The sequence below is a fragment of the Bacteroides oleiciplenus YIT 12058 genome (assembly GCF_000315485.1).
GTDB classification, from domain to species: domain Bacteria; phylum Bacteroidota; class Bacteroidia; order Bacteroidales; family Bacteroidaceae; genus Bacteroides; species Bacteroides oleiciplenus.
This window is the reverse complement of the sequence record NZ_JH992940.1, coordinates 1,357,194-1,382,367: the sequence shown is the minus strand read 5'-3', so window position 1 is coordinate 1,382,367 and position 25,174 is coordinate 1,357,194. Positions and strand designations below refer to the sequence as shown.

Genomic DNA, 25,174 nt, shown 5'->3' with positions numbered 1-25,174 from the left:
GTTCAGACCCACCTTTAAAGAAAAATGAGATAACAGTATAAAATATAGTCAACCACCGATTCACATAACTAACGTTTTTTTTCCTGTCAACCGTCATTTTTTATGGAAATTAGCTGTCGACCGATAAATTTCATTAGTTTTGCCTTGCTTTATTGTGCTAAAGATGCTGGTTGATAAATGAACCACTCTGGTCGGTCGAACAAATGACTGGAGTCATTTAATCAAATAACTCCGTTCGGAAGAGCGAACAACTAAAGTCGGTCATTTGTAAAACAGCATACAAAGGTACATAAAATAGGGGATTATGTACCTAAAAGTCCTGTCTTTTTCTGCAAGCGCCTTTTAGAAAGAATGCCTTATACCTCGAAGCACATGACGAAGGCATCCCTTGCTGGGACAAAGACCTGAGCCGCTACGTCTTTTCCTCCTACATTCCCTCTTAGCATCCTTTTCACCTCTACATGGAAGAGCTGCCCGCCCGATTTCGTACCCCGCTTCCCCATGAAAAGAGCCTCGACCTGACCGCCGCCGACATTTTCAGTGAACTACAAACGAGTAACCCTGCTGCTATGTGTGGCAGCAATCCCATGCGTTTTGGTCAAGTACTGCTTCGGGCAGGGCTGAAAAGAAGACATACGGAATACGGCAATGTGTATGAAGTGGTGAGAAGGCAGGAGGCTTCAGCCGGAAAGCCGATGAACAGGGAGATCTGGGAAGACTGAAAGAACTGCAAGGAGGAAAGTTGGTTATGGGAAGAGAATGTATGGGTAAAGTATTTATGCATGATGTCTATTAAAAAGCATAAATGTTATTATAGCTTTCATTAAGTACGAGATATATAGCGTTATTGGTACTAAAAAAATAAGCAAGCTTATTTTGTATTGCTTTCGGTTTGCATTATCTTTGCCTCGGATAAAAAAGATTCTTGTAACTATCTGACTGATAGTCTGTAGTCAAGAAGTAATAAATTATTGGTTCACTATTTCTATCCATAATATAAAGTTAATTGTTTTCAGGACAGAGTTCAGATTACAGCCTCGAGATATACAGAAATCACTATGCCTTTTTTAGGCACTCCTACGAACTTTTAAAATTAACTTGCGAAACTTCAATTAATAATAATCATACTTAAAACAATCAGAATTATGCCATTTTGGAAAAAGATGCTTAATCAGAAACAAGCGGTTTACTACACCCGCGCCCTGGTGGACAGCGAACAGTTGGAGTGGATTGAACTTTCAGCCGATACCGAAGACCAGGACCCGTCGCAAGGCGGAGAGGGCGGGCTGGGAGAAGATCCGCTGGGATGAAACTGAATAAGTCCGGGAGCGGTCACCGGACTCTTCTTCATGTTGCATTTATAACTTTGAGTTCAGATAAGAACTGTATTTGTTAAGCAAAAATTCATTGGGGTTCTCTAAGTTCATAATGTAATTCATTAGATTTTGCTCCTGAAGTTGATCGTATGCCTTCGCAAACTCTTGATCTTTTCTCAGTAAATCTTTAGAGATAAACGTCTTGAACATAAAAATACGTTCTTTCCGACTAATAATGTCTCCGATTGCATATCCGTCTTGAAAACTTAATGCACATTTTTCCTGCCCTGTTTCTGAGATAAAAATAATGCCTATATAACTATTTTTTATATATTGATTAATAAGCTCTTGTTTGCCAATCGCGGCACTCTTTAAAAACCTTGAATGATAGCGGGAGAAAAAATGAGGAGGAAAAATATAAATGTTATGCTCGCGTGCAACAATATATTCGTAAACGTAAGTTCCTTCTTCAGTTTGCACCTGGGATATAGCAATACACGCGGCATCCTCGGCCAACTTTTTGGTTATTGCATAATAAAATATAAACCAATCATTATTTGTTGTCTTACTGAAATAGTGAATCGGATTAAATATCATCGGCAGGTGAAGGCTTTTAATAATCGCCCTGCGTATTTTAGAATCATGATTTCTTTTGAGATAGGGAACTATATTTTCAAATATATCGTTTTGCATCTCCCTTCTAAGTGTGAAGGGGTTCATTGTTCTTGTTATCATTTTCTCTTAGTGATTGATATTGCGGTCGCAAAGGTAAGCAAAACATACTGTAACTTGGTAGTTTAATGTGAATTTCAACTCCTGATTGGCATGAATAACTATTTTAGATTGAGTTTGTTGTATATTGGGGATAAACCTGTATCTTTGTTACATTAAGTATCATAAAGCAACAGATTAAATAAAAAATAGCAGGAGGATAGAAAATGGACCCAATGAAATACATAGTACCCGGCAGGAAACGTCTCCCTTACGGCATGATGAACTTCGCAGATATTCGCCTCGACAATTATTATTATGTGGATAAAACCCGCTTCATCCCCATGATAGAGGAGGCGGACCGCTTCTTCTTCTTCATCCGCCCCCGCCGCTTCGGCAAGAGCTTGACGCTGAACCTACTGCAACACTACTACGACGTGCGCACCCGCGACCAGTTTGAGGCACTCTTTGGTGACCTCTACATCGGGCAGCATCCCACACCGGACCGCAACAGCTATCTGGTGCTCTACCTCAACTTCTCCGGCATCACCGGCGAGCTGAACAATTACCGCAAAGGACTGGATGCGCATTGCGGAATTACTTTCGAGAACTTCTGTAAAATATATGCCGACCTTCTGCCGCAAGGCACTCTGGAAGGCCTGTGTGCCATGAGCGGAGCCGTGGAACAGTTGGATTACCTTTACCAGGCCTGCGAACGTGCCGGACAGAAAATGTATCTCTTCATCGACGAGTACGACCACTTCACCAACGCCATCCTCGCCGACCCCGAAAGCCTGCATCGCTATACCAACGAAACGCATGGCGAAGGTTACCTGCGTGCTTTCTTCAACAAAGTGAAAGCGGGAACTTACTCCAGCATCAAGCGTTGCTTCATCACCGGCGTAAGCCCCGTGACGATGGATGACCTCACCAGTGGATTCAACATCGGAACCAACTATTCCCTCACGCCGGAGTTCAACCAGATGATGGGATTCACGGAAGAGGAAGTGCGGGAGATGTTGACTTACTATTCTACCACCAGCCCCTTCAATCACACCATTGACGAGTTGATAGAAATAATGAAGCCGTGGTATGACAACTATTGCTTCGCACAGAAAAGCTATGGTGAAACCACGATGTACAACTCTAACATGGTGCTTTATTTCGTAAAGAACTACATCATGGGCGGTTATGTCCCGGAAGATATGATAGAAGACAACATCCGCATCGACTATCAGAAGTTGCGTATGCTTATCCGCAAGGACAAAGAGTTTGCCCACGATGCTTCCGTCATCCAGACGCTGGTGAGCCAGGGCTTCATCACCGGCGAACTGAAGAAAGGATTTCCTGCCGCCAGCATCACCAATCCCGACAACTTCGTGAGCCTGCTCTATTATTTCGGCATGCTCACCATCAGCGGAATGCATAGAGGAAAAACCAAACTGACCATCCCCAACCTGGTGGTTCAGGAACAACTCTATACCTATCTGTTGAACACTTACAACGATGCAGACCTGAGTTTCAGCAGCTACGAAAAGAGTGAATTGGCAAGCCAACTCGCTTATGATGGTGATTGGCAAGCCTACTTTGGCTACATTGCCGACTGCCTGAAGACGTATGCCTCGCAACGTGACAAGCAGAAGGGCGAGTTCTTTGTTCACGGCTTCACCCTTGCCATGACCGCGCAGAACCGCTTCTACCGCCCTGTCTCCGAGCAGGACACACAAGCGGGCTATGTAGACATCTTCCTCTGCCCGATGCTGGACATCTACTCCGACATGACGCACAGCTACATCGTGGAACTGAAATATGCCAAGTACAAAGACCCCGAAACCTTTGTGGAAAAACTCCGCCAGGAAGCCATCGCTCAAGCCAACCGATACGCCGATACGGATACGGTGAAGCGTGCCATCGGTAACACTCGGTTGCACAAGATTGTGGTTGTATATAAAGGTATGGAAATGCGGGTGTGCGAAGAAGTTATTTAATCAGCCGTTATGGATCAGGTATCATTCCGAAATGAAGTATATAGCGTAGTTGCCTCCATCCCTTCGGGGCGCGTACTGACATACGGGCAAATCGCTTACCTTGTGGGCAGGCCCCAGTGTTCCCGCATGGTGGGACAGGCTATGCACAACGCTTCCGAAGAGCGGAATCTCCCTTGCCACCGGGTGGTAAATAGTCAGGGACGACTGGCACCTTTCTGGCCGGAACAGCGCGAACTATTGGAAAAGGAAGGTGTCGCTTTCAGGAAGAACGGTTGTGTCGACCTCAAAGCATGTGGCTGGGAAATATTGAAAGAATCTATTTCTTAGCAAATATATTGATAATCAACGAGCAACTCGTCAGCAAAATACCTGTCCCTATCACTCCCGTCCAGCCGAAATATTGCCACGAAGTTCCGGCAAGGAAAGTCCCCGTGGACCCTCCGATGAAGTAAGTAGTCATAAAAATCGTATTGATGCGATTGGAAGCTTGTGGACAAAGGGCAAATGCACTTGTCTGATTGCTAAGCTGGATACATTGCATTCCTATATCTATCAATAATATACCGGCTATGATGCCTACATAGCTGTATTGCCCCACATACAGGGTGATCCATGCACTGATAATCAGCGTACAACCTATGTAAGTAAGTCGTTTCACTCCGAGAATATGTATATATTTGCCGATGGACGATGCCGTCAGTGCTCCGGCTATGCCGCAAAGGCCTAACATACCTATGATATTGTTTCCCGCAAAAAAAGGTGCCTGCTCCATTTTGAAGGCCAGGCAACTCCACATGGCGAGGAAGGAACCGAATGAAAAACCTGCACGTAGCGAAACAATGCGTAACTGGGGATACTTTTTAACTAAGGAGAACAGAGACTTCATTAAGCCGAAGTATGTCCCCTGGAAGTTGGAAGGGAGATCCGGAAGTATCCTGATGATGACGATGAGGCAAATAATCATCAGTCCGGCGGCAATGAAGTAGATGAAACGCCAGCCCATGTATTCGCCTACGATGCCGCTCACTACGCGCGAAGCCAGAATACCGGTCAACAATCCCGAAAGGATAATGCCTACATTCTTTCCTTTGGTTTCGGGGGTGGAGTATTGCGCCGCAAGAGGCATGAATACTTGCGGAATGACGGAACAGGCACCTGTCAGCAGGGAGGCAAAAAGTATCAGGTGGATGTTGGGAGCCAGGGCAATGGTGAGCAGGGAGACCACCAGCACGGAGATATTCACAAGGATGATGTTCCTTCGGCGGTATAAGTCGCCCAATGGAATGATGAAAAGCAATCCGAGCGCATAGCCTATCTGCGAGAACATGGCTATCAGATTGGCGGTGAATTCGCTGATGTTCAGATCGCGGCTGATACGGTTCAGTAAGGGTTGATTATAATATATGTTGGCCACCGTTATTCCTGATATGATGGCGAGTGTCCAAAGTAAGGACGACGGTATTCCTTGATTTTCCTTTAGTTCCTGTTTCATGCCGCAAAGGTAACTATTTCATGAAAAACGAACGCATATATTATCAATGATTCATATAGAAAGGCATCAAGCGGTGATAGGCTTTCAGATATTTTTTTAATCTGCTGATTTCTTTTTCCCCTATGCAGGGCATACGGCGGACGTCCATATTATCCGTCAGGTCGTGAATCTTAACGGCAATTGCGAGGGGATTGGTAGCGCATCTTCCTATGTATTCCTCGTAGTCTTCTTCATCGGATAGCTTCGTGACGCACCGCACGGCTTCGATGATTTCATCCGGGAAACCTTCTTTCTTCAGGTCTTCGCACGTCCATTCCGTGTCTTCCACCACATCGTGGAGGATGCCGACAATCTTTTCTTTCAGGTCACGTCCCATATTCATGACGCGGATGGGGTGGTGCAGGTACTCCTGTCCGTATTTATCTTTTTGTCCTTTATGAGCCTCGGTAGCGAGGGCGATGGCGTGAGAGAGAAGATGATTGTCCATAAGATTTTTTTTAGAAGTGTTCGATACAAAGTTACTGAAATCTGTTATTTAATAAGAGAGTCTTGTTATTTATTTATTCACCCAATAAAGGAAACAGATTATGAATATAGAACATTATCCCGAGAAAAAAGTTTTTCAGACAACGGTGGATGGGGAAACTGCCCGTCTGATGTATCATGTCACTGATGGTGCGCTGGATGTGCGCCATACGATTGTTCCCGATGAAATCAGCGGAAGGGGCATTGCTTCTGCTTTGGTAAAGGCGGCCTATGATTATGCTTTGGTTAATGGATTAGTGCCGGTGGCAACATGCTCTTATGCCGTGGTTTGGCTGGAAAGACATCCTGAATATAATGGAAAAACAGGAAAGGATTATGCCGGAGAAGGGACGTGTGCACTTTAAATTGATTTTGCCATCTTCGGATTTTTCTCTATCTTGCTTCCGTTTTTAATCATAATATAAAGAACAGATATGAAAAAATATATTGGAGCGCATGTGAGTGCAAGTGGTGGAGTGGAAATAGCTCCTGTTAATGCCCATGAGATAGGTGCGAATGCATTCGCCTTGTTCACAAAGAATCAACGGCAATGGGTAGCCAAACCGTTGACGGAGGAAAGCATCCGCGAGTTCAAGGGTAATTGTGAGAAATTCTCTTTTGATGCCCGCTATATCCTGCCTCATGATAGCTATCTGATTAATCTGGGACATCCGGAAGAGGAAGGATTGGAGAAAAGCCGTGCCGCATTTCTGGATGAGATGCAACGTTGTGAGCAATTAGGTTTGCAACTCCTGAACTTCCATCCGGGAAGCCATCTCAATAAGATTTCGGTAGAGGAATGTCTGGATAAGGTTGCCGAGTCCATCAACATTACATTGGACAAAACGAAAGGAGTAACGGCCGTTATTGAAAATACGGCCGGACAGGGCAGCAATGTAGGTAATGAGTTTTGGCAATTGAAGCATATCATTGATCGGGTAGAAGATAAGTCACGTGTAGGGGTGTGCCTGGATACTTGCCACACCTACTCGGCAGGTTATGATATAGTAGGGGAATATGATAAAGTATTCCGTGAGTTCGACGAGGTGGTCGGTTTCAATTATTTGCGGGGCATTCATCTGAATGACACAAAGAAAGCGTTGGGTAGCCATGTAGACCGCCATGATAGCATCGGGAAAGGCTTGTTAGGGATTGATTTCTTCAAGCGTTTTATGAAAGACGAACGTTTCGATAATATACCTATCATTCTGGAAACACCGGATGAAACGCTCTGGGCGGAAGAAATAAAGTTGTTGCGTAGCTTTGAATAGTTATTTGCGTGCTATATGAAAACAATAATTCCTGCAATGTTTCCGGGATAATCGGATTTTGCAGGAATTATTGTTTATAGCTATTTCTTAATTTTATTGATTCACCTTCACATTATCCCATTCAAACGATGAGATAACCGACTTATCGCAATCTCCATTTTTAGCCTTGATATTCAGATTCTCGAACTTGAAATTCGACAATTTGTATTGTTCGGATGCACTTACGTTGAAGAATACATCACAATCGAAGTCAATATTACGCATCGTCACGTGGTCTGAGTAGGACATCGGTGTGTCCTTCCGGTCTTTAAGGTCAAAGAATTGTGTCCACGGCTTGATGTAGAGGAAGCTCTTGGCATTTCCTTTGATGTCTTCAACAAGGATGTATTCGTAATTCTGAGGGGTGTCGGCACGCATTTTCAACCATAGCAAGCGGCTTGCCTGATTGATTGTGCAACGGCGGAGGATGATATTACGGTTATGAATAGATTCGCTACCACAAGTCAATGCACTATGACAGAAACCAAATGTGCAATCTTCAATGATAAGGTTGGTGTTGCTTCCGTTGTTGGAGTCTTTGTCAGCCCACGGGCCTTTTCCACCTTTCAGAGCAATGGCATCATCGTTAACCGAGAGATAGCAGTTCTTAACCAATACATTGCTACATACATCAATATCAATAGCGTCCGTGCTGGGAGCCTTGACCGGAGCTGCCGGAGAGAAAATATATAAATTCAGCAACTTCACATTATTACATTTATAGATATGTGTTGTCCAGAACGGAGAATTGATGAGACGTACTCCTGAAATCTGTACATCATTACTATTGGAAACGTGCACCAGTCGTGGACGCAACTCATCCATATTGGTACATTTAGGAATGACGGAACGGCGCAACCAGAAAGATTTCCAGTAGCGCAGACCGTTACCGTTGATTGTGCCTTTGCCGGAGATGGTGAAACCATTGACTCCATCAGCATTTACCAGTGCGGCGAAATACTTCAGTGATTGTCCCTCTATGCGGGTGTTGATGATGGGGAAATTGCTGATATCATCGCTACCTTTCAGTACGGCTCCTTCTTCCAGATAAAGATGAGTTTTCGGTTTGAAGAAAAGCGCACCGCTCAGGTAAGTACCTTTCGGAATGATGACTACGCCACCGCCTTTGGATGAAGCTTGGTCGATGACGGCCTGAATCTTTTCTGTTTGGAGCAGGGTACTATCATTCACAACGCTATAATCTGTAATCTTGTATTTATCACCCAGTGTTTCAATGTTTACGATTTCGTTTTGTCTGAACCAGTCGGGAATGGGAGTTCCGTCAGGAAAATTCTCTTGTGCGAAAGAGGACAGACAAAAAAGTAAACTACATGCTAAAGTTACGAATTTCATGGTTTTAATCATTAGTTGGTTAATAGTGCTTTGACCGGATAGAATTATCCGTTTGCAAAAATAGGGAATAAAATCTACATGTGGTTTATGGTGATAAGTCCATTTCCTAAGCTATTTGTCAGTTTATGTAGGCTTTTTGACCCTTTCTTATAGAAGGAAGAAAAAGAGAAGAAGCAATAATCAGAAGTCAGCCTTTTCCGTGATACGGATGATCCGTCCGTCGGCGGGATGGGTAAATTCGATGGACTCGGCATGCAGGTAGAGGCGTTTATCCTTTCTCCCGTAAAGCTCGTCGCCTATGATGGGACAATGCAGACCTGACGGATGTGCGGCATGCACACGGAGCTGATGGGTGCGCCCTGTATGCGGGTAGAAAGCTATGCGTGTGCATTTGTCCCTCTGCTCAAGAACCTGATAATGAGTGATGGCGGGTTTGCCGTACTCCATGTCCACCACCTGCCGGGGGCGGTCCAGCGGATCCGGGCAAATGGGAAGCTCGATGGTTCCTTCGTCTTGGGGAATGATGCCGTCGAGCAGGGCTATATATTTCTTTCGGATGCTATGATTCTTGAACTGGGCTTGCAGATGTTGATGCACCTTTTTATTCTTGGCAACGATTAAAAGTCCCGATGTTGCCATGTCCAGCCGATGCACAATCATCGGCCCGTCAGCTTCCGGATAGAGTTGCCTTGCCAGACTATATACGGACTCCTTTTCCCCTTTACCGGGCACGGAGAGCATTCCGGAAGGCTTGTTGATAACCAATAGCCATTCGTCCTCATAGACTATTTTAAATTTCCCGTAGCCCTGTTCCGGAAGTTGTTGCATGGGATTTTCTTCTACTTCCAGCCCTTGAAGCATATGTTGCAAGATAGGCTCGCACTTACCTTTACAAGCAGGATAATAGTAACCATGATGGCGGATTTCGTTTTTGGGAGAGTTACCCCACCAGAACTCTGCCATAGCAATGGGTTTCCAACCGTGCAGATAGGCTTGTTGCAACAATTTAGGGGCGGCACATTCTCCGGCACCGGCGGGAGGAGTTTTGTGTACGGTTTGGCTAAATATATCACACAAGGTTTTCACCTCCTTCCGGTAGTTCAACATTCTGAATTGCTCGAATAATTGTTGTTGCAGGGCGGCGGAACGGCTTTTGCGTTCCACCTTCAACTCTTGAATTAGTTCTTCCCGATTATTGATTTCCACTTGCAAAGCGGCCATCTTTTCTTTCCAGGAACGTTCCAGCCGTTTGTATTCCGCTTTTTGAAATTGGCTTTCGCGTATCAGGCCAGCTTCTTCTTTGGTAGTGAGTCCGGTTTCCTTTCTACGCAATTCTCTTTTCTCTTTCGCTTCTTTTAGTTGTTGTTTGGCTATGTCCAGTGCTTCCCGGGCCTGTTGGTGGGTCCGGGTGAGTTCGGACAACAAAGAAGTGTATTCCTTGTCCTCTTCCAATTGCTTGATGCGCCGGTTGATGGCGGATATATTTTCCTCTTCGACTTTGAAGAAACCTTGCGGTTGCAACAAGTCATATACGGGCGGAACGAAGTAGGAGTGTTGGTTCTTTCCCGCCAATATACCCGAAAAAGCGGCCAGGTAACCAATTTCCCCATTTTCGGTCTGCACCACCAGCACTCCGAACATCTTCCCCCGACTTAGTTCTTCTTTCCATTCATGTTGCCGGTTGAGATAGTGTTGCACCTCTTCCGCCGCCATTACGCATAATGGATGGGGGGTGTAGCAGAAAGGATAAGTAAACCTTTCCGGAAGTGGAATATTTGCTATGGAAGTCTTGAAACGGTGCAACATGATGGCGCAAAGATACTCATTTCTTATAATAAGCGTATCATGGCGCCGTTCGTTTTGGCCACCTATTTCAGCTTCTTCTTGAAATCCAGCATCTTCAATGTGTCGTCAATGTCTTCCGCCGTATGGATATTTACCGTCATTGGCGTCAACTTGCCACTGGGCTTTTGCTGATAAAAGTTTGTTTTGATACTTTCGGTAATATCCAATCCACCTATCGCTTCGAGATGCCTTTCCATGAAGAAGCAGGAAGTGGTGCAATAACCGTCGTATATTTGTAGCCATCCCAGGTTCTTCTTTTTGAATAACATCTTGCCCATCCAGGCTTTCCCGTCATTGTAGTAATTCCATTCGATGCGGACATCGGTGGCGGTCAATTCATCGCGCAATTTGTTAAATGCCGGGTAGCTGCTCTTTAATGCGTTTTCAAGTACTTCATCGGTGGGAAACACTTCTTTGTCTTTTAAGATTAATGCGTTCATAGCTTTATGATTATAGTTTGGTATATTTATTATCCGACGGAGAAAAGTTCTTCACTCTCATTATGATAGGGTAGGGTGAAGGTGAACCGGCTTCCCTTTCCGGCCTCGGAGTTAACGGAGATTTTTCCGCCCAGCTTTTCTGCTATGACCATGCTTATGGAAAGCCCCAGACCGGTACCCTGAACAAATTCGTCCTGCTTGTAGAAACGTTCGAATATCATCCGTTGTTCTTCTTTCGGAATACCTTTTCCGGTATCTTCCACATAGATGGAGACTTCATAGTTCGAGAAGTCTATCTCATACCCCAGTTTTATGAATCCCGACTTGGTGAATTTGGCAGCATTGTTCAGAAAATTGGTAATGATCTGACTAAGCCGGTTCACGTCCGTATGGATGAAGAATGTGGCATCGGGCATTTCCTTTATGAACTCAATCTCCTTGGGTATCAATAAGGAGTGAGTCATGTACATATTGTCAATCCAGCTATTCAGGTTGCAAGTTGAAAAAGAGAAAGCCATTTTGCCGGATTCGATACGGGATAATTCCAATATGTCGTTTATGAGTTTTAGAAGAAGTTCGCAATTGCTATTGATGGTATTTATAAAGTCCGCCTTCTCGTCATCGGACAAGTCATCTTCACTAACCAGCAGGTTGGAGAAGCCTACGATTGCATTGAGCGGCGTGCGTATTTCATGGCTCATATTGGCGAGGAATGATTGTTTAAGTTCTGCTTCTATCGCCAGGTCTTTGGCCTTCATCAACTCTTCTTCTTTATCTTTGAAGTGTTGCACATTGGTCACCAATCCTATGATGGAGGCGGTTTCCGCCATGGCTTTCGTGGGGTTGACATAGCGAAGTTCGTACCAGATGTACCCTTTGCCATTGAAATTGCACCGGCATTGGGTGTGTGCTTTTGAATCCGTTTGGGTTTTTACCCGGTAGAAGGTGGTCAGCACATCCGTTCGGTCTTCCGGGTGTATGGCCTCGGCCATCTCTTGTAGGGTGAACGTACGGAAAGGTATGTCCAGATGCTCAAAGAATTCTTTATCGCATGAGAAGGTGTTGGTGGATTCCACATATTTCCAGGCATAGATATCGCTCTTTTCAAGTGATAATGATAGCAATTCCTTTTCCCTGATTAATTCCCTCTGGGTGGCACGTTTCCGTTTTGACTCCCTGAAATAAAGGAACAACGGATATAGGATGAAAAAACAAATGGCGGAAGCGATCAGGATAAAAATACCGATAAACAGGGTTTTGTGCTCGATGCGGAAAGGTATCTTGATGATGGTATAGTCCTCTTGCGAAGCCTTTTCCACATTGATTTCCACTTTCGGGATATTGTTCGTCGGCACTTTTTGCGGATGAATCTTTGTGAATAGAGCAAAGAGAATTAAAATGACGGATACCCTTTTGAGTATCCGATATCGTTTTTTCATAGAGTCATTTTTTTGAGCTATATTATTTGTCATAAAAGCACGCACCTATATCCGTTACCAGTGGAGATTCTGAAGAAAATCTCATTCGCAAAGTTACACGATTATTTTGAATTCCCACACAAATGGATAAAAATGTGAGAATTAACTTCGTTTGTATCGGAACGCTGAATTTATGATGTCTTAAAAAAAGACTATATGAATGTAAATCTTATTTTTCCCTTTTATAGACTCATTTTTGATATTCAGGATTTGTCAGGTAATAGCATTGATGGTCATATACATGTCCGTCATAAGTCACTTCGGCCTGATGAAGCGTACCCTCATGCACAAAGCCCTGGCGTTTCAATACTTGTTGAGAGCGCTCGTTATGGGGGTAACAATTAGCGGTGATAAGACTTAGTTTTAGCGTGCCGAAGCCGTAGTTTAGTACCGCTTTTACCGCCTCCGTCATATAGCCTTTTCCCCATTGAGCCTCGTCGAGCCAATATACCAGCATACGTACTTGCGGGTTTTCGCGTCTGGGGTCGGCGATGATGCCGATGGAGCCAATCAATTGCCCGTTGTCTTTCAGGATAATGGCCCATACCCCTTTCTGGGATAAGAATACGGAACGAAGTACTTCGCGCGATTCCTCCAGACTTGCGTGAGGTTGCCAACCCGCATTGTTCCCTATGTTGGGGTTTCGGCAACAGGCAAAGAGAGCCTCTGCATCGCTCTCTACGAAGGGGCGTAGTAGCAACCGTTCCGTTTCAATTGGGGCGTCGGGTTCTTCTGAAGTTTCTTCTTTCCGATAGACACATTCTACGCGGTTTCCGTCAGGATCGAGCACCACGCTTTCAAAATAGCCGTCGCCCGAAGTCCGGGGTTCGCCTACTATCATGTAACCGTCTGCCCGGAGTTGTTCAGTAGTCTTGAGCACATCTTCTTTGCTTTGAAAGGCAAGGGCAAAGTGGGTGAGCCCTAACCTGTTTTCTTCTACCGGGGTGTTCTGTACGTCCGTTCGGCTCATTAATTCTAATGATGCACCATCGTCAAAGTATATGAAGTATGATTCGAAACCTTTCTTGGGGTTGATATATTTTTCGTTGCTCTTTCCGTTAAAATACCGGATATAGAAGTTCCTTAATTCTTCCAGGCGGAAGGTCCAGATGGCGATGTGATGTATTCTCATGATTCCTTTTTCATGCAAATATAGTGATAATTCCCTGTAAAGTCCTACCTTTGTGCCGTAATAAAAAGAAATGATGACATTTAAACAGATGAATATTTCGGAGCCGGTGTGCCGTGCGCTCCTTGAAAAAGACTATTCTACCCCCACACTTATCCAAGAACAAGCTATACCCGAAGCCCTGACTGGGCGTGATTTGTTGGGACTGGCGCAAACCGGAACCGGCAAAACCGCCGCTTTCGCCGTACCCATCATCGAGCAATTGCTTGCCGCTCCTATGCCCCAACGCAAAGGTACCCCGCGTAGCATCCGTGCGCTTATCCTGACCCCAACCCGGGAGTTGGCGATTCAGATTGATGAATCGTTGGCGGACTATACACGCTATACGACCTTGCGCCACACGGTTATCTTCGGCGGAGTGAAACAAAAGTCGCAAACTGATGAACTTCGTGCCGGGACGGACATTTTGACCGCTACTCCCGGACGCCTGCTCGACTTGATGTCGCAAGGCTTTATCCGCCTCGACGATGTTCGCCACTTCGTTCTTGATGAGGCCGACCGTATGCTCGACATGGGATTTATCCATGACGTCAAACGCCTCTTGCCCAAGCTTCCGCCCAAGAAGCAAACTCTTTTCTTCTCGGCCACCATGCCCGATAGCATCGACCGTCTTGCCAAGAGTTTGTTGCACAATCCGGCGCGTGTGGAAGTAACTCCGGCATCCAGTGTTGTGGAGATTATCAGCCAGTCCGTCTACCGGGTAGAAAAACCTCAGAAGAAAGAATTGTTGGCTCAATTGTTGCTCGGAGAGGCAGGCCATCAGGTGCTGGTTTTCTCCCGTACCAAGCATGGGGCGGATAACATTGCCCGCTACCTGTCTCGTCGTGGCATTGCTTGCGAAAGCATACATGGAGACAAGTCACAGAATGCCCGCCAACGTGCGTTGAGCAATTTTAAGGAAGGGCGCTCCAATGTGATTATTGCTACGGATATTGCTGCCCGGGGTATCGATATAAAAGGTCTGGATTTGGTTCTCAATTTTGATTTGCCCGATGTTCCGGAGACCTACGTGCACCGTATCGGACGTACGGGACGTGCGGGTTGCGAAGGACGTGCCATTGCTTTTTGCTCGAGCGAAGAAGCCCCCATGCTACGTGAGATAGAGAAACTTACGGGTATAAAGCTGGTGCAACAAAAGCGCAATTTGTCGCTTTTGGAAGAGCCTGCGGCTTCTTCTGCTACCACCAATTCTTCTTCTACCCCCAATGTTGCACCCAAATCGCAAAGCCGCACTCAAGGAGGAAGACCTCAGAACAATAGAAGGCGGGAAGAAAGGAAGAGACCAGCCGAATCAACCGGAAGCACTCAAAAGGTGGTGGTATCTGCCGAAAAGCCCAAACGGAATAATAACCGCCCCGAAAGACCTCGACCTGTCCAGCAATCCGGGCAAAAGAAGTCGGGGGCCGATAAATCGGAGCCGTCACCCAAAAGTCCGGCAAAGTTGCGTTCGCGCTACGAAAACTATGATTGAAAGTTGTATATGCTTTTGGGATACTTGTAAAATAAATTAAGTTTTTCTTTGTCTTGCTTTGTGTAAAAAGGAAAATATTTAATATTTAAAAACTTGGTAAAAATGCTCTATTGTCTTTAAAAGTTTGTATATTAGCGGCTTGAATGCTTGGAGGAAAAACGAAAATTCGTTCCGAGTAGTCTAAACTTAAGGAACTAAAGACTATATGACCAAAAGCAAGGAAAGTTTAAGTGTATTTCTACTTCAGTTTTTAGAACGGTTGAATGGCCATGAATCTATTGAAAAGAAAATCACGAAGTCGTTGATAGACATTTGTAATTACTATGGATTCAAGAAAGGGTTTGTTTATCAAACAGATGGCTTCCGCTATTTCTTTTTGAAGGAAACCATCGGAAATGAAGACAACACCCTGAGGTTTCGTTTTGAAATGGGAGAGATGACCACACAACATTCTGGTCGTATAGAGGCTAAAAAGAAACCTTTCTATGCCAGTAAGGGTGAGAAAATTTCTTTGTCTGATATGGATATTCTGGATTTTTATGGAGTGGATTCATTGCTAATCAGACAATTTGAAGATTCCGAAGGGAAGATTATCGGATTTATCGGGTTCGCGGATAGGGAAGAAGCCTCTATACCTTTCGCCGAAGACGAGCTCCAGATGATTCATCTGATACTGGGCTCGCTCTCCAAGGAAATAGCGGTCAGGGAATATAAGGAAAGAGAAGTGCGGGCAAGCAATACGCTGGGTAGCATTATGAACAATATGGGAGTGGACATTTATGTGAACTCTTTCGATTCTCATGACATGCTATATGCCAACGCGTCTATGGCCGCCCCGTATGGCGGCATCAAGCATTTCGAAGAGAAGAAGTGCTGGCAAGCCCTCTACACCGATAAAACGGGCGAGTGTGAGTTCTGCCCTAAAAGACATTTGATTGATGAGAATGGCCAGCCCACCAAGGTTTATTCCTGGGACTATCAACGCCCGTTCGACAAATGCTGGTTTCGTGTGTTCAGTGCCGCATTCCCCTGGATAGATGGACAGATGGCGCACGTCATCACCAGTGTCGACATCGACCATCAGAAAAAGATAGAAGAAGAATTAAGGATAGCCAAGGAGAAAGCGGAGAATCTGGACCGCCTGAAGTCGGCTTTCCTGGCCAATATGAGCCATGAAATTCGTACTCCGTTGAATGCGATTGTCGGTTTTGCAAGTATGCTTGTTGAGGAAGATGACAAGAAAGAGCGTCAGGAATATATTGAAATCATGCAGGAGAACACGGAGTTGCTTTTGCAATTGATATCCGATATTCTGGATTTGTCGAAGATAGAGGCGGGGACGCTCGACTTCAATATGGGGTATCTGAACATCAAAGACTTTTGTGAGGACATACTTCGCGGTTATGACATCAAGGAAGATAAACTTGTGCCGGTGTTGCTGGCTTCTAATTTGCCCGATTATCGTATTTATACGGACAAGAAGCGTTTGATGCAGGTTATCACCAACTTTATCAATAACGCCCTCAAGTTTACGAGCGAAGGGCAAATCACTCTTGAGTATCACTTTAAGGAGGATACCAATGAGATAGAATTCTCCGTAACGGATACGGGTATCGGTATCGCTCCGGATGCGGTGGGGCAGGTGTTCGACCGCTTTGTGAAACTTAATACTTTTTCCAAAGGCACCGGCTTGGGATTGTCCATCTGCCGGAGCATAATCGAACATCTTGGCGGCACTATCGGGCTAGAGTCTGAGGTGGGCGTCGGTAGCCGTTTCTGGTTTACACATCCTTGTGCCGAGTCGGCATAATCAAAACTATTATTCATGAACTAAAAATTAGTAGGCCAATGAAGAACAAAACATGGAGATATTGGGTTGTTTCGTCAGTTGTATTGTTGCTGGTCGGTTGTGGCGGCGGTGCAAAGAAACAAACTAATGAGGAAGCAAGTATGGATAGTACAACTATGACATGTGACGGTTTGAAAACCCTACAACTGGATGGAGTGAAGGTCACTTGGATACAGGATAATGCAAAAGAACGTCTTATGGAGAGGACGCTTTTCGCCGATGCCAGTGATGCACTGATAGATAGCTTGAAGTTGCAAAACGGGATACCCTCTTCAATGAGTACTTTTCTGGTAGAAACGGATGGCATTCACATTTTGTTTGATACGGGAATGGGAGCGCCGGATAGCCGCCTGTTACCGGGACTTGCCTCTTTGGGCGTGAATCCGGCTGACATCAAGTATATGTATCTCACCCACTTCCACGGTGACCACATCGGAGGGATGATGAAGGGAGATAGCATTGTCTTCCCTAATGCCGAGGTGTATGCATCGAAAGTAGAGTATGATGCCTGGCTCAAGATGCCTTCCGATAGGAATGCGCAAGTGGTGAAGACCATGAACGCTTATAAGGACCGTTTGCACCTGTTTGAATTTGGTGAAACCTTGCCGGGGAATGTGGTTGCCATGAATGCGAAAGGGCACACTCCCGGCCATACGGTATACCAGGCAGGCAAGCTATTGGTGATAGCCGATTTGATTCACGGAGCTGCCCTTCAATTGGAACATCCCGAAATCTGTGCCTCCTACGATATGGATAAGGATGCGGCGGTGAAGTCACGTAAACACTTCCTCCGGTATGCCAAAGAAAATGGATTGACAATGGCGGGAATGCATTTGCCGCCTCCGGGATTTAAATAGTACTTTCCGGATGGGACGTGATAGGGGGTGTGTTTTCACTCCCTTTTGACTTTTCCTCCGTTTTCGGGCGCTTGGCAAGGGAGTGCTTCTTCCCGTATTTGCGTTCTTTTTCCCAAGCGGCTTTTCTTGCTTCGTATGCTTCGTATTGCTTTTCTAAATAGTTGTCGGCCATGATTTTATTGTTTTAATTAGAGATTGTTCATCGTTGGGTGGGCAATGAAAACTCTTGCCAGTCATATTCCTCACCGTTCTCGTCGGCTACGGCAATGCGGAAGATGACTTCTCCCGTCTTTATCCGTTCTCCGGCGCTGATGCTGGCGGTGTATTTCACGCCTTCGCGGGGAGCGATTTGTTCTATCATGACGGATGGCGAGATATAGATGTGCTTCATGCCCGTGACTTCCGCCACTACCGGCACCACGTTGAAGGCGGTCCTGCTTCCTTCGTTCATAATTTCGAAGACGACTTTGCAATTCTCGCCCGCGTTGATTACGTGGTCGCGGCTATCGTCAATGAAACGTATATTGCGTATCTTCAGGTTATTGATGGCGGAGGGGCGCGCTTCCGGTCGGGAATTATAAGTGGGCTGGGTTCTCTCTACCCGGTAGCTGTATTCTTCCGTTTGTTTGGGGGCGGTGGCGGCATTGGCAATGGCGGCTCCGGCAATGGTTCCCACAATGGTGCCGATGGCAGAACCACGGTAACCTCCTCTCCATCCTCGGTTGTTCTCGCCTATCAGCCCGCCGATGGCGCCTCCTACATTGCCTCCGATGGCGGCTCCGGCCAATACGGCACCCGGGTCACCCGCCGCCATGCGGTTGGTGCTACATCCGCTACACAATATGGTTAATGCCAATATTCCTATAAAATGCATGCTAATCAGTTTCTTCATATCAAAATCCTATTTAGTATGTATATGTGCATTAGAACTCTGTAAAGGTATGGATAAAATTTTGTTTGCTGAAATGCGGCTTCTTAATATTTTGATTGATTTAGCTTAAACTTGATTTTAGTAATACTCAGGGTTTTATTGTTCCAACGAATTCCCCGACAATTCTAAATTCTTCAGAGTTTTCTTCATTGATGATTATAGGGTTATAATTAGCATTTTTGGGTTCAAGTACAATTTCTTCGTGTGTCCAATTTTCTGACCCATCTTGTTTTTTCTTACTATGGTATATTTTGATCGAATAGCCTCCTGCATAGTCAGCGTCATAAAAGTTGTAATGTTGTGCCAGTACTATTTTGCCTTGCCGGCTACCTGCGGGGTTAGCTCTGAAGACACAGTAGTCCCCATCATTTATGATTGGTTCCATGGAATGCCCTGTGGCCTGCACTATATACATATTTCGGTTCAGCTTCCCTATGCCTTCCACTCTTATCCAGCCAAGTTCATCTACAATTTCCCCTTCTCCAAAATAGCCGCAGGCTGCTTTTATGGAATAAAGAGGAAGGAAATCTATATACTTGACGTCATCATTAATTTCCGGTTCTATGCGTATTTCTTTCCTCTCTTCATGCAGAGGTTGTAGTTGGTTCATGAAATGTTGGGATAACGCAGAATCGCAAAAATACACGTAGCAACCTTTCATACCTCTTGTCATTAAGGTTCTATAAGTGTTTTTTATAATCTCATCAGCATCTTGTAAAGCCTGTTTCTTGTTTTCTTTTAGCAGAGACTTGAAACCTTTTACAGATTGGTCATGTTTGGAACGCTGGGTTACATCTGTGCTTACCTTGTTATTTTCATATCTCATATCTTTGCCAACAATGACCCCGATATAATCCAGTTCTAATCCTTGGCAGGTATGGATACATCCGATTTCATTGACCGAATTGTTCCCGATAATCCAGAGATTTTTATCAGAACTGAGATTCCATCTTTTCTTGAAATTGAACTCTGGTATTACTATGTCAAAAGCATCAGGGTCTTTTTTACTATTCCAGTCCCAGCAATAACCCGCTACGACTCTTGCACGATTGTTTATTTTATTTTTTACTTTTATTGTGTCGAGTAATTCATTGGGGTCAGAAAAAATTCTGAAATCATAATCTTCTGATGAAAGGTGAATGTTAGCGGTCTCTTTTATTTGCAACGTGTTGTCCAGCCAACTGAGGTATCCGTCCGACCCGTTACAACGGAATTGAGAACTTAATTTGGCATAATGTGCAATGGCGCCACAACTTTCCGCAACTTTCTCAATAGCCTTTTTGGAACCGATGTCTTTAATATGTACTCTTTGCCTGTCATCAACAAAAAATACAGAGAATTTAGCGGCACGTATGATTTCAAGAATCTGGTTCTCGCCAAGGTTGCCGTATAGACCACTTTTAAGGTTTAATCGATGGGCTTCATCAATAATTAGAGCATCAAAAACATTTGCCGGCGCATCTATAAAGCTCCCGCTTCCAACAAATAAATTATTGATAAAACTCTTTTGATAACTACCGCTGAGTTTTACGGTGTACACATCTCTCGGTGCTGCATTTTTGGATACATACTGGGCTACTAACCCTTCTTTGGTCAGTTGTATCAGAAGATTTACGGCCACAACACTTTTACCTGTGCCGGGTCCTCCTTCCACGATTAAGACATGTTTCTTCCCGCTTGCGGTATTCCGCGCCAGTTCTAATGCCGTTTCGTAAACAATCTTTTGATCGTCCAATAAAACAAACTCCTGATTGCCATGTAGCATGGAGAGTAAAGTGTCTGCTAATTGCTTGGAAGGTCTCAACTTCCCTTTATCAATAAGCCAGATGATATCGTCTTTAGCTCCGAATTTGATGCGTTTCTTAATGAAATCTTGTAACTTCTGGGCATCAGATTTAAAGAACACAGGTGCCTTTTCAATGTATTCCTGATAGCATGCATTGGCTATGATATTATCTGATTGATAATTGTGCAAGAAGGCACATGGAGAAAGTTCTATTTGTTGTTCTCTGATTGTCTCATTATAGTTTGTCAGCATATAAGCATAAGACCATGCCTGATATGATGGGTGGGTAACTTCGCTTTCTCCGTGTTGGAACCGGGTTTGAACCACTCCGGACTTACTTGATAATTTGGCCTGTTCCCATTGCTTAAGTTCAATGATGACTATGTTTCCTTTTTGATTCTCATCTAATCCGGAAATAATAAAATCGACTCGTTTAGAAGTTAATGGTATCTGGTATTCAATTGCAATGCTGGAAGTGTCCGGTATGTCTGGCGTATCAATGACCTTATACATATACATCATTGAATTTCTCCATGACCTCACCTCGTTTGGAGAAGTATGTCTTCCGAGATGTGCCATAAATGCATGATCTATTTCATCTGCAATGTTTCCGTTGAAGACATCTCTTATGAATCCTTTTTTAGAAGCATGGTAAACAATCATAGTTCAGTATATTTTTTAGCGTTTCCTTTTGACTTGTCTACTGGATATTTCTCCGCATTCTTTGCAAGTTTTGCCAATATGATTTCTTTAAGGTCTAAATCATATTTATGTGCTATAAGAAATGCATAATTCATTATATCGGCCAGTTCCTCTTTTACTTTATCAATATTGACTTCTTGGGCATTTTTCCAAAGAAAAGCCTCATTTAGTTCCGAAGCTTCTATCGAAAGTGCTAAGGCTAAGTCTTTTCCATTATGGAATTGATCCCAATCTCTTTCTTGTGTGAATGAGACGATTCTTTCCATAATTTCTTGCATTTCGGATTTGTTAGTCTTCATGGGCTTTCTATTTTTGTGAAGAATATGTTATAACTCGATTGTGTGACAAAGGTAGAAAAGAATTCTCTAAAAAGAAGAAAAACCCCGTCACTTATTGTGTTTTCTCTCGAATAACTTTACCTTTGTTTCATTAACTTAAAACCGGTAAGTCATGAAATACAAATTATTAGTTCTTGATGTAGACGGAACTCTGCTCGATAGTGAAAAGAAAATCAGTAAGCGCACGCTGGCCGCCTTGTTGAAGGTGCAACAGATGGGCGTGCGTATCGTGCTGGCTTCCGGCAGACCGACGTATGGCCTTATGCCTATTGCCAAAACTCTGGAATTGGGCAATTACGGAGGCTTCATCCTCTCCTATAACGGCGGGCAGATTATCAATGCCCAAAACGGCGAACTCCTGTTTGAGCGCCGGATAAACCCCGAAATGTTGCCTTATCTTGAAAAGAAATCCCGCAAAAACGGATTTGCCATCTTTACTTATCACGAAGATACCCTTATCACCGATACACCCGAAAATGAGCACATACGCCGCGAAGCAGAACTGAATGGACTGAAGATTGTGACGGAAACGGAGTTCTCGATAGCGGTGGACTTTGCCCCATGCAAGTGCATGCTGGTCAGCGATGACGAAGAAGCGCTGGTGGGCTTGGAAAACCACTGGCGCCGGAGATTGAACGGAGCGCTGGACGTGTTTCGTTCGGAACCCTATTTTCTCGAAGTGGTGCCTTGTTCCATTGATAAATCCAATACGCTGGGCGCTTTGCTTGAGAAACTGGGTGTTAGTTCGGAAGAAGTCATCGCCATTGGCGACGGAGTTTGCGATGTCTCCATGATACAATCCGCCGGGCTGGGCATTGCCATGGGAAACGCACAAGACTCTGTAAAAGTTTGTGCCGACCGGATTACCGCATCCAATGACGAAGACGGAGTGGCTGAGGCGGTAGAGAAGGCCATCCTTGCCGAAATCCGCCCTGCCGACGTACCCTTGGAACAACTCAACCAGCGTGCACGCCATGCTCTGATGGGAAATCTGGGCATACAATATACTTACGCTTCCGAAGATAGGGTAGAGGCCACCATGCCGGTGGACGAACGCACCCGCCAACCTTTCGGCATTCTGCACGGAGGTGCCAGTCTGGCACTGGCGGAGACGGTTGCCGGACTGGGCTCGATGATACTTTGCAAGCCGGATGAAATAGTGGTCGGCATGCAAGTCAGCGGAAACCATATTTCTTCGGCTCACGAAGGAGACACGGTAAGAGCGGTGGCGACTATCGTGCATAAAGGCCGTTCCTCGCATGTCTGGAATGTAGATGTGTTCACTTCGACGGCTAAACTGGTATCTTCGGTGCGCGTGGTGAATAGCATATTGAAAAAAGGATAGGGATGGATGAATTAGTCAATGGGAAGAAGAAAAGCACCGGGAAAATAGTAAAAAGAACTTTCGTAGGGGCTGGCTTGGCCCTGGCGGTCTACTTTGTGTACTCCATGTTTTGTGTGTTCATCTTGCCCGACCGCAACATTCAGCAAATCTATCTGGTGCCTGAGGATGCGGCATTCATCATTCAATCATCGGCTCCGATTGATGATTGGGGAAAGTTCAGCAGGAGCGCCACGTGGCAATGCTTGAAGAATGCGAAAGCCTTTGAAGAGGTTGCAAAGAACGTCGAGACGCTTGACGAGGTGGTCAGAAGTAATAAAATGTTATTGTCGCTGGTTGGCAAGCGGGATATGCTTATTTCAATCCATAAGGTCCGTGCCACCGACTGGGATTTCCTGATTGTGCTGGATATGCAGAAAGCCTCCAAGTTGGATTTATTGAAAAGCCAGCTTGAAACGGTGCTGGTGATGGCTGGTAATCCGGTGACTAACCGCATGCATAGTGGCATAAATATCCTTGAGATGCATAATCCGGATACGCAGGATATTTTTTATTGTGCCTTTGTGGACAATCACTTTATAGGTTCCTATACCTCTTGGCTTGTGGAGTCCGCCATCAATTCGCGCAATAAACCTAAAATAGGGCTCGACCACTCTTTTATGGAAGCCCGGAAGTTGGTTTCAGGCAAAGGACTTGTCCAGGTATTTGTCAACTACGAATATCTGCCCCAGTTTATGACTATTTATCTGGGAGCCAGGAACGAATATGTGGATCTGTTTAGTAAGTCCATGGGTTTTGGCGGACTTTATTTCGATACGGACAGACACCGGATGGAAGTGAAAGGCTATACATTGTGCAAGGATACGGCTGATCCTTATGTCACCGCCATGTTGAATTCCGGAAAACATAAAATGAAGGCGCATGAAATCCTCTCCGGACGAACCGCCCTTTACACGAATATTGGCTTTAGTAATCCGGTGACGTTCATGAAGGAACTGGAAAATGCACTTTCTCTCCATGATAAGCAATTGTATGATTCTTATGAAAGTTCACGGAAGAAGATTGAAGGGCTGTTCGGCATATCTCTGGAAGAGAATTTCCTGAGTTGGATGTCGGGGGAGTTTGCCATAACACAATCTGAGCCGGGGTTGCTGGGGCATGACCCCGAACTTATCCTGGCTATTGGGGCTAAGAACATGAAAGATGCCCGTGAAAACATGGAGTTTATTGAAAAGAAAATCAGGCGCCGCACCCCGCTCCGGATTAAAACGGTTGATTATAAAGGTTTCGATATCAATTATGTAGAGATGAAAGGCTTCTTCCGTTTGTTCTTCGGCGGGTTGTTTGATAAATTCGAGAAGCCATACTATACGTATGTGGACGATTATGTGGTGTTTAGCAATAAGGCATCATCCCTGCTCTCGTTTGTGGAAGATTATGAGCAGAAGAATTTGCTAAAAGATAATCCGGGATTTAAGAATGCGTTTTCGTATTTGAATTCAAGTTCCACGGTTTTCTTGTATATGGATGTGCAGAAGTTTTACTCTCAGTTGAAGCCGATGGTAAATGCGCTCACTTGGAAGCAAATGCAGGCTGATAAGGATATTTTGTATTCGTTTCCCTACTGGACCATGCAGATTACGGGAGAGGGCCGGTCGGCCTCCCTGCGATATGTGATGGATTATAGTCCGTACAGCCCTCAAGCGGTTATGGCGGTTGATGCCGATGAAGAAGATGAAGCAACGGGGGAGGACTCCATACTGAATGAAGAAGCTGATACCGAGAAGGAAATGATGAGTGAATTGGAACGTTTCTACGTCGAGAAGTTTGAAGGCAATGTCCTGAGGGAGTTCTATCCGGAGGGAGCGTTGAAGAGTGAAGCGGAAGTAAAAGAAGGAAAGCGTCATGGGCGCTACCGCGAATATTATGAGAATGGTAAATTAAAACTCCGCGGCAAGTATTCCAAAAACCAACCTAAGGGGACTTGGAAATATTATACGGAAGATGGGGAGTTTGAAAGGAAGGAAAAATATTGAAACGAATAATTCATAACGGAATAGAAAGGAACAAAAGTGATTAGTGATTAGCGTTTAGTGATTAGTAATGAGGCAAATGATAAACAGCACTATCTCAATTCTCCTCCTCCCGGGAGGTTGCTCTCCCCCGATAACGGGGGAGTCGGAGGGGGTGAGTACCCGTAGGGGGAGGTGGTAGGTGAAACAATAAAATACCTATAAATCACAAGGCTAAG

Annotated in this window: 21 protein-coding genes and 2 pseudogenes; 11 read left to right on the top strand and 12 right to left on the bottom strand. The window is 44.8% G+C overall.

The window, feature by feature from the left end; all coding sequences use genetic code 11:
* Nucleotides 1–470: 470 nt before the first annotated feature.
* A pseudogene (locus tag HMPREF9447_RS06020) lies at nucleotides 471–722 on the top strand (DUF3874 domain-containing protein); the annotation flags it as partial.
* Nucleotides 723–1,190: 468 nt separating this feature from the next.
* Nucleotides 1,191–1,310, top strand: a pseudogene (locus tag HMPREF9447_RS28760) (HU family DNA-binding protein); the annotation flags it as partial.
* 48 nt (nucleotides 1,311–1,358) lie between these two features.
* Here HMPREF9447_RS28760 and HMPREF9447_RS06015 read toward each other — a convergent pair.
* Nucleotides 1,359–2,051, bottom strand: coding sequence for a hypothetical protein (locus HMPREF9447_RS06015; RefSeq protein ID WP_244267579.1), 693 nt, complete (start codon nucleotides 2,049–2,051; stop codon nucleotides 1,359–1,361).
* Between the two features lie 203 nt (nucleotides 2,052–2,254).
* Between HMPREF9447_RS06015 and HMPREF9447_RS06010 the strand changes: the two genes are divergently transcribed.
* Together HMPREF9447_RS06010 and HMPREF9447_RS06005 are read left to right on the top strand one after the other, a co-directional pair.
* Nucleotides 2,255–4,015: an AAA family ATPase gene (locus HMPREF9447_RS06010; RefSeq protein ID WP_044137477.1), complete on the top strand. Its 1,761-nt coding sequence runs from the start codon at nucleotides 2,255–2,257 to the stop codon at nucleotides 4,013–4,015.
* Between the two features lie 9 nt (nucleotides 4,016–4,024).
* Nucleotides 4,025–4,342 (top strand): MGMT family protein, encoded by a 318-nt coding sequence (locus tag HMPREF9447_RS06005; RefSeq protein WP_009128808.1) that lies wholly within the window; start codon nucleotides 4,025–4,027, stop codon nucleotides 4,340–4,342.
* Here the strand turns inward: HMPREF9447_RS06005 and HMPREF9447_RS06000 are convergent.
* Together HMPREF9447_RS06000 and HMPREF9447_RS05995 are read right to left on the bottom strand one after the other, a co-directional pair.
* The gene (locus HMPREF9447_RS06000) at nucleotides 4,332–5,507 is read right to left on the bottom strand and encodes an MFS transporter (protein WP_009128807.1); all 1,176 of its coding nucleotides are present in this window, start codon (nucleotides 5,505–5,507) and stop codon (nucleotides 4,332–4,334) included. The genes HMPREF9447_RS06005 and HMPREF9447_RS06000 overlap by 11 nt on opposite strands.
* Before the next feature lie 43 nt (nucleotides 5,508–5,550).
* Entirely contained in the window at nucleotides 5,551–5,994 is a 444-nt protein-coding gene (locus HMPREF9447_RS05995; protein WP_009128806.1) for an HD domain-containing protein, read from the bottom strand.
* Nucleotides 5,995–6,094: 100 nt separating this feature from the next.
* Between HMPREF9447_RS05995 and HMPREF9447_RS05990 the strand changes: the two genes are divergently transcribed.
* Nucleotides 6,095–6,397 carry a GNAT family N-acetyltransferase gene (locus tag HMPREF9447_RS05990; RefSeq protein WP_009128805.1) on the top strand — a complete coding sequence of 101 codons (303 nt, stop codon included), beginning with the start codon at nucleotides 6,095–6,097 and terminating at the stop codon, nucleotides 6,395–6,397.
* A gap of 69 nt (nucleotides 6,398–6,466) precedes the next feature.
* Nucleotides 6,467–7,303 carry a deoxyribonuclease IV gene (gene nfo, locus HMPREF9447_RS05985; protein WP_009128804.1) on the top strand — a complete coding sequence of 279 codons (837 nt, stop codon included), beginning with the start codon at nucleotides 6,467–6,469 and terminating at the stop codon, nucleotides 7,301–7,303.
* A gap of 93 nt (nucleotides 7,304–7,396) precedes the next feature.
* On the opposite strand, the gene HMPREF9447_RS05980 is transcribed toward nfo, so the two are convergent.
* The 5 genes from HMPREF9447_RS05980 to HMPREF9447_RS05960 form a co-directional block, all read right to left on the bottom strand.
* Nucleotides 7,397–8,695 carry a rhamnogalacturonidase gene (locus HMPREF9447_RS05980; RefSeq protein WP_009128803.1) on the bottom strand — a complete coding sequence of 433 codons (1,299 nt, stop codon included), beginning with the start codon at nucleotides 8,693–8,695 and terminating at the stop codon, nucleotides 7,397–7,399.
* 180 nt (nucleotides 8,696–8,875) lie between these two features.
* The gene (locus tag HMPREF9447_RS05975) at nucleotides 8,876–10,501 is read right to left on the bottom strand and encodes an RluA family pseudouridine synthase (RefSeq protein WP_081589752.1); all 1,626 of its coding nucleotides are present in this window, start codon (nucleotides 10,499–10,501) and stop codon (nucleotides 8,876–8,878) included.
* Nucleotides 10,502–10,563: 62 nt separating this feature from the next.
* Nucleotides 10,564–10,980: a DUF3788 family protein gene (locus tag HMPREF9447_RS05970; RefSeq protein WP_009128801.1), complete on the bottom strand. Its 417-nt coding sequence runs from the start codon at nucleotides 10,978–10,980 to the stop codon at nucleotides 10,564–10,566.
* Nucleotides 10,981–11,009: 29 nt separating this feature from the next.
* Nucleotides 11,010–12,419, bottom strand: coding sequence for a sensor histidine kinase (locus HMPREF9447_RS05965; protein WP_009128800.1), 1,410 nt, complete (start codon nucleotides 12,417–12,419; stop codon nucleotides 11,010–11,012).
* Between the two features lie 229 nt (nucleotides 12,420–12,648).
* Nucleotides 12,649–13,590, bottom strand: coding sequence for a GNAT family N-acetyltransferase (locus HMPREF9447_RS05960; RefSeq protein WP_009128799.1), 942 nt, complete (start codon nucleotides 13,588–13,590; stop codon nucleotides 12,649–12,651).
* Between the two features lie 73 nt (nucleotides 13,591–13,663).
* Here HMPREF9447_RS05960 and HMPREF9447_RS05955 point away from each other — a divergent pair, with 73 nt between their 5' ends.
* The 3 genes from HMPREF9447_RS05955 (at nucleotide 13,664) to HMPREF9447_RS05945 (ending at nucleotide 17,824) form a co-directional block, all read left to right on the top strand.
* Entirely contained in the window at nucleotides 13,664–15,118 is a 1,455-nt protein-coding gene (locus HMPREF9447_RS05955) for a DEAD/DEAH box helicase (RefSeq protein WP_009128798.1), read from the top strand.
* Between the two features lie 205 nt (nucleotides 15,119–15,323).
* The gene (locus HMPREF9447_RS05950; protein ID WP_009128797.1) at nucleotides 15,324–16,928 is read left to right on the top strand and encodes a sensor histidine kinase; all 1,605 of its coding nucleotides are present in this window, start codon (nucleotides 15,324–15,326) and stop codon (nucleotides 16,926–16,928) included.
* A 38-nt stretch (nucleotides 16,929–16,966) separates the two neighbouring features.
* Nucleotides 16,967–17,824 (top strand): MBL fold metallo-hydrolase, encoded by an 858-nt coding sequence (locus HMPREF9447_RS05945; RefSeq protein ID WP_009128796.1) that lies wholly within the window; start codon nucleotides 16,967–16,969, stop codon nucleotides 17,822–17,824.
* Here the strand turns inward: HMPREF9447_RS05945 and HMPREF9447_RS05940 are convergent.
* The 4 genes from HMPREF9447_RS05940 to HMPREF9447_RS05925 all read right to left on the bottom strand — a co-directional run bounded on the left by HMPREF9447_RS05940 (nucleotide 17,817) and on the right by HMPREF9447_RS05925 (nucleotide 21,542).
* On the bottom strand, nucleotides 17,817–17,996 hold the full coding sequence (locus HMPREF9447_RS05940) for a hypothetical protein (protein WP_009128795.1): 180 nt from the start codon (nucleotides 17,994–17,996) through the stop codon (nucleotides 17,817–17,819). The genes HMPREF9447_RS05945 and HMPREF9447_RS05940 overlap by 8 nt on opposite strands.
* Nucleotides 17,997–18,023: 27 nt before the next feature.
* Nucleotides 18,024–18,716 carry a COG1361 family protein gene (locus tag HMPREF9447_RS05935; RefSeq protein ID WP_009128794.1) on the bottom strand — a complete coding sequence of 231 codons (693 nt, stop codon included), beginning with the start codon at nucleotides 18,714–18,716 and terminating at the stop codon, nucleotides 18,024–18,026.
* A 127-nt stretch (nucleotides 18,717–18,843) separates the two neighbouring features.
* Entirely contained in the window at nucleotides 18,844–21,204 is a 2,361-nt protein-coding gene (locus HMPREF9447_RS05930; RefSeq protein ID WP_009128793.1) for a DNA/RNA helicase domain-containing protein, read from the bottom strand.
* Nucleotides 21,201–21,542 carry a nucleotide pyrophosphohydrolase gene (locus tag HMPREF9447_RS05925; RefSeq protein ID WP_009128792.1) on the bottom strand — a complete coding sequence of 114 codons (342 nt, stop codon included), beginning with the start codon at nucleotides 21,540–21,542 and terminating at the stop codon, nucleotides 21,201–21,203. Before HMPREF9447_RS05925 ends, HMPREF9447_RS05930 begins: the two co-directional genes overlap by 4 nt.
* Nucleotides 21,543–21,693: 151 nt before the next feature.
* On the opposite strand from HMPREF9447_RS05925, the gene HMPREF9447_RS05920 reads away from it, so the two are divergent.
* Nucleotides 21,694–22,926: a Cof-type HAD-IIB family hydrolase gene (locus HMPREF9447_RS05920; RefSeq protein ID WP_009128791.1), complete on the top strand. Its 1,233-nt coding sequence runs from the start codon at nucleotides 21,694–21,696 to the stop codon at nucleotides 22,924–22,926.
* A gap of 2 nt (nucleotides 22,927–22,928) precedes the next feature.
* Entirely contained in the window at nucleotides 22,929–24,959 is a 2,031-nt protein-coding gene (locus HMPREF9447_RS05915) for a toxin-antitoxin system YwqK family antitoxin (protein WP_009128790.1), read from the top strand.
* The last annotated feature ends 215 nt before the right edge of the window (nucleotides 24,960–25,174 follow it).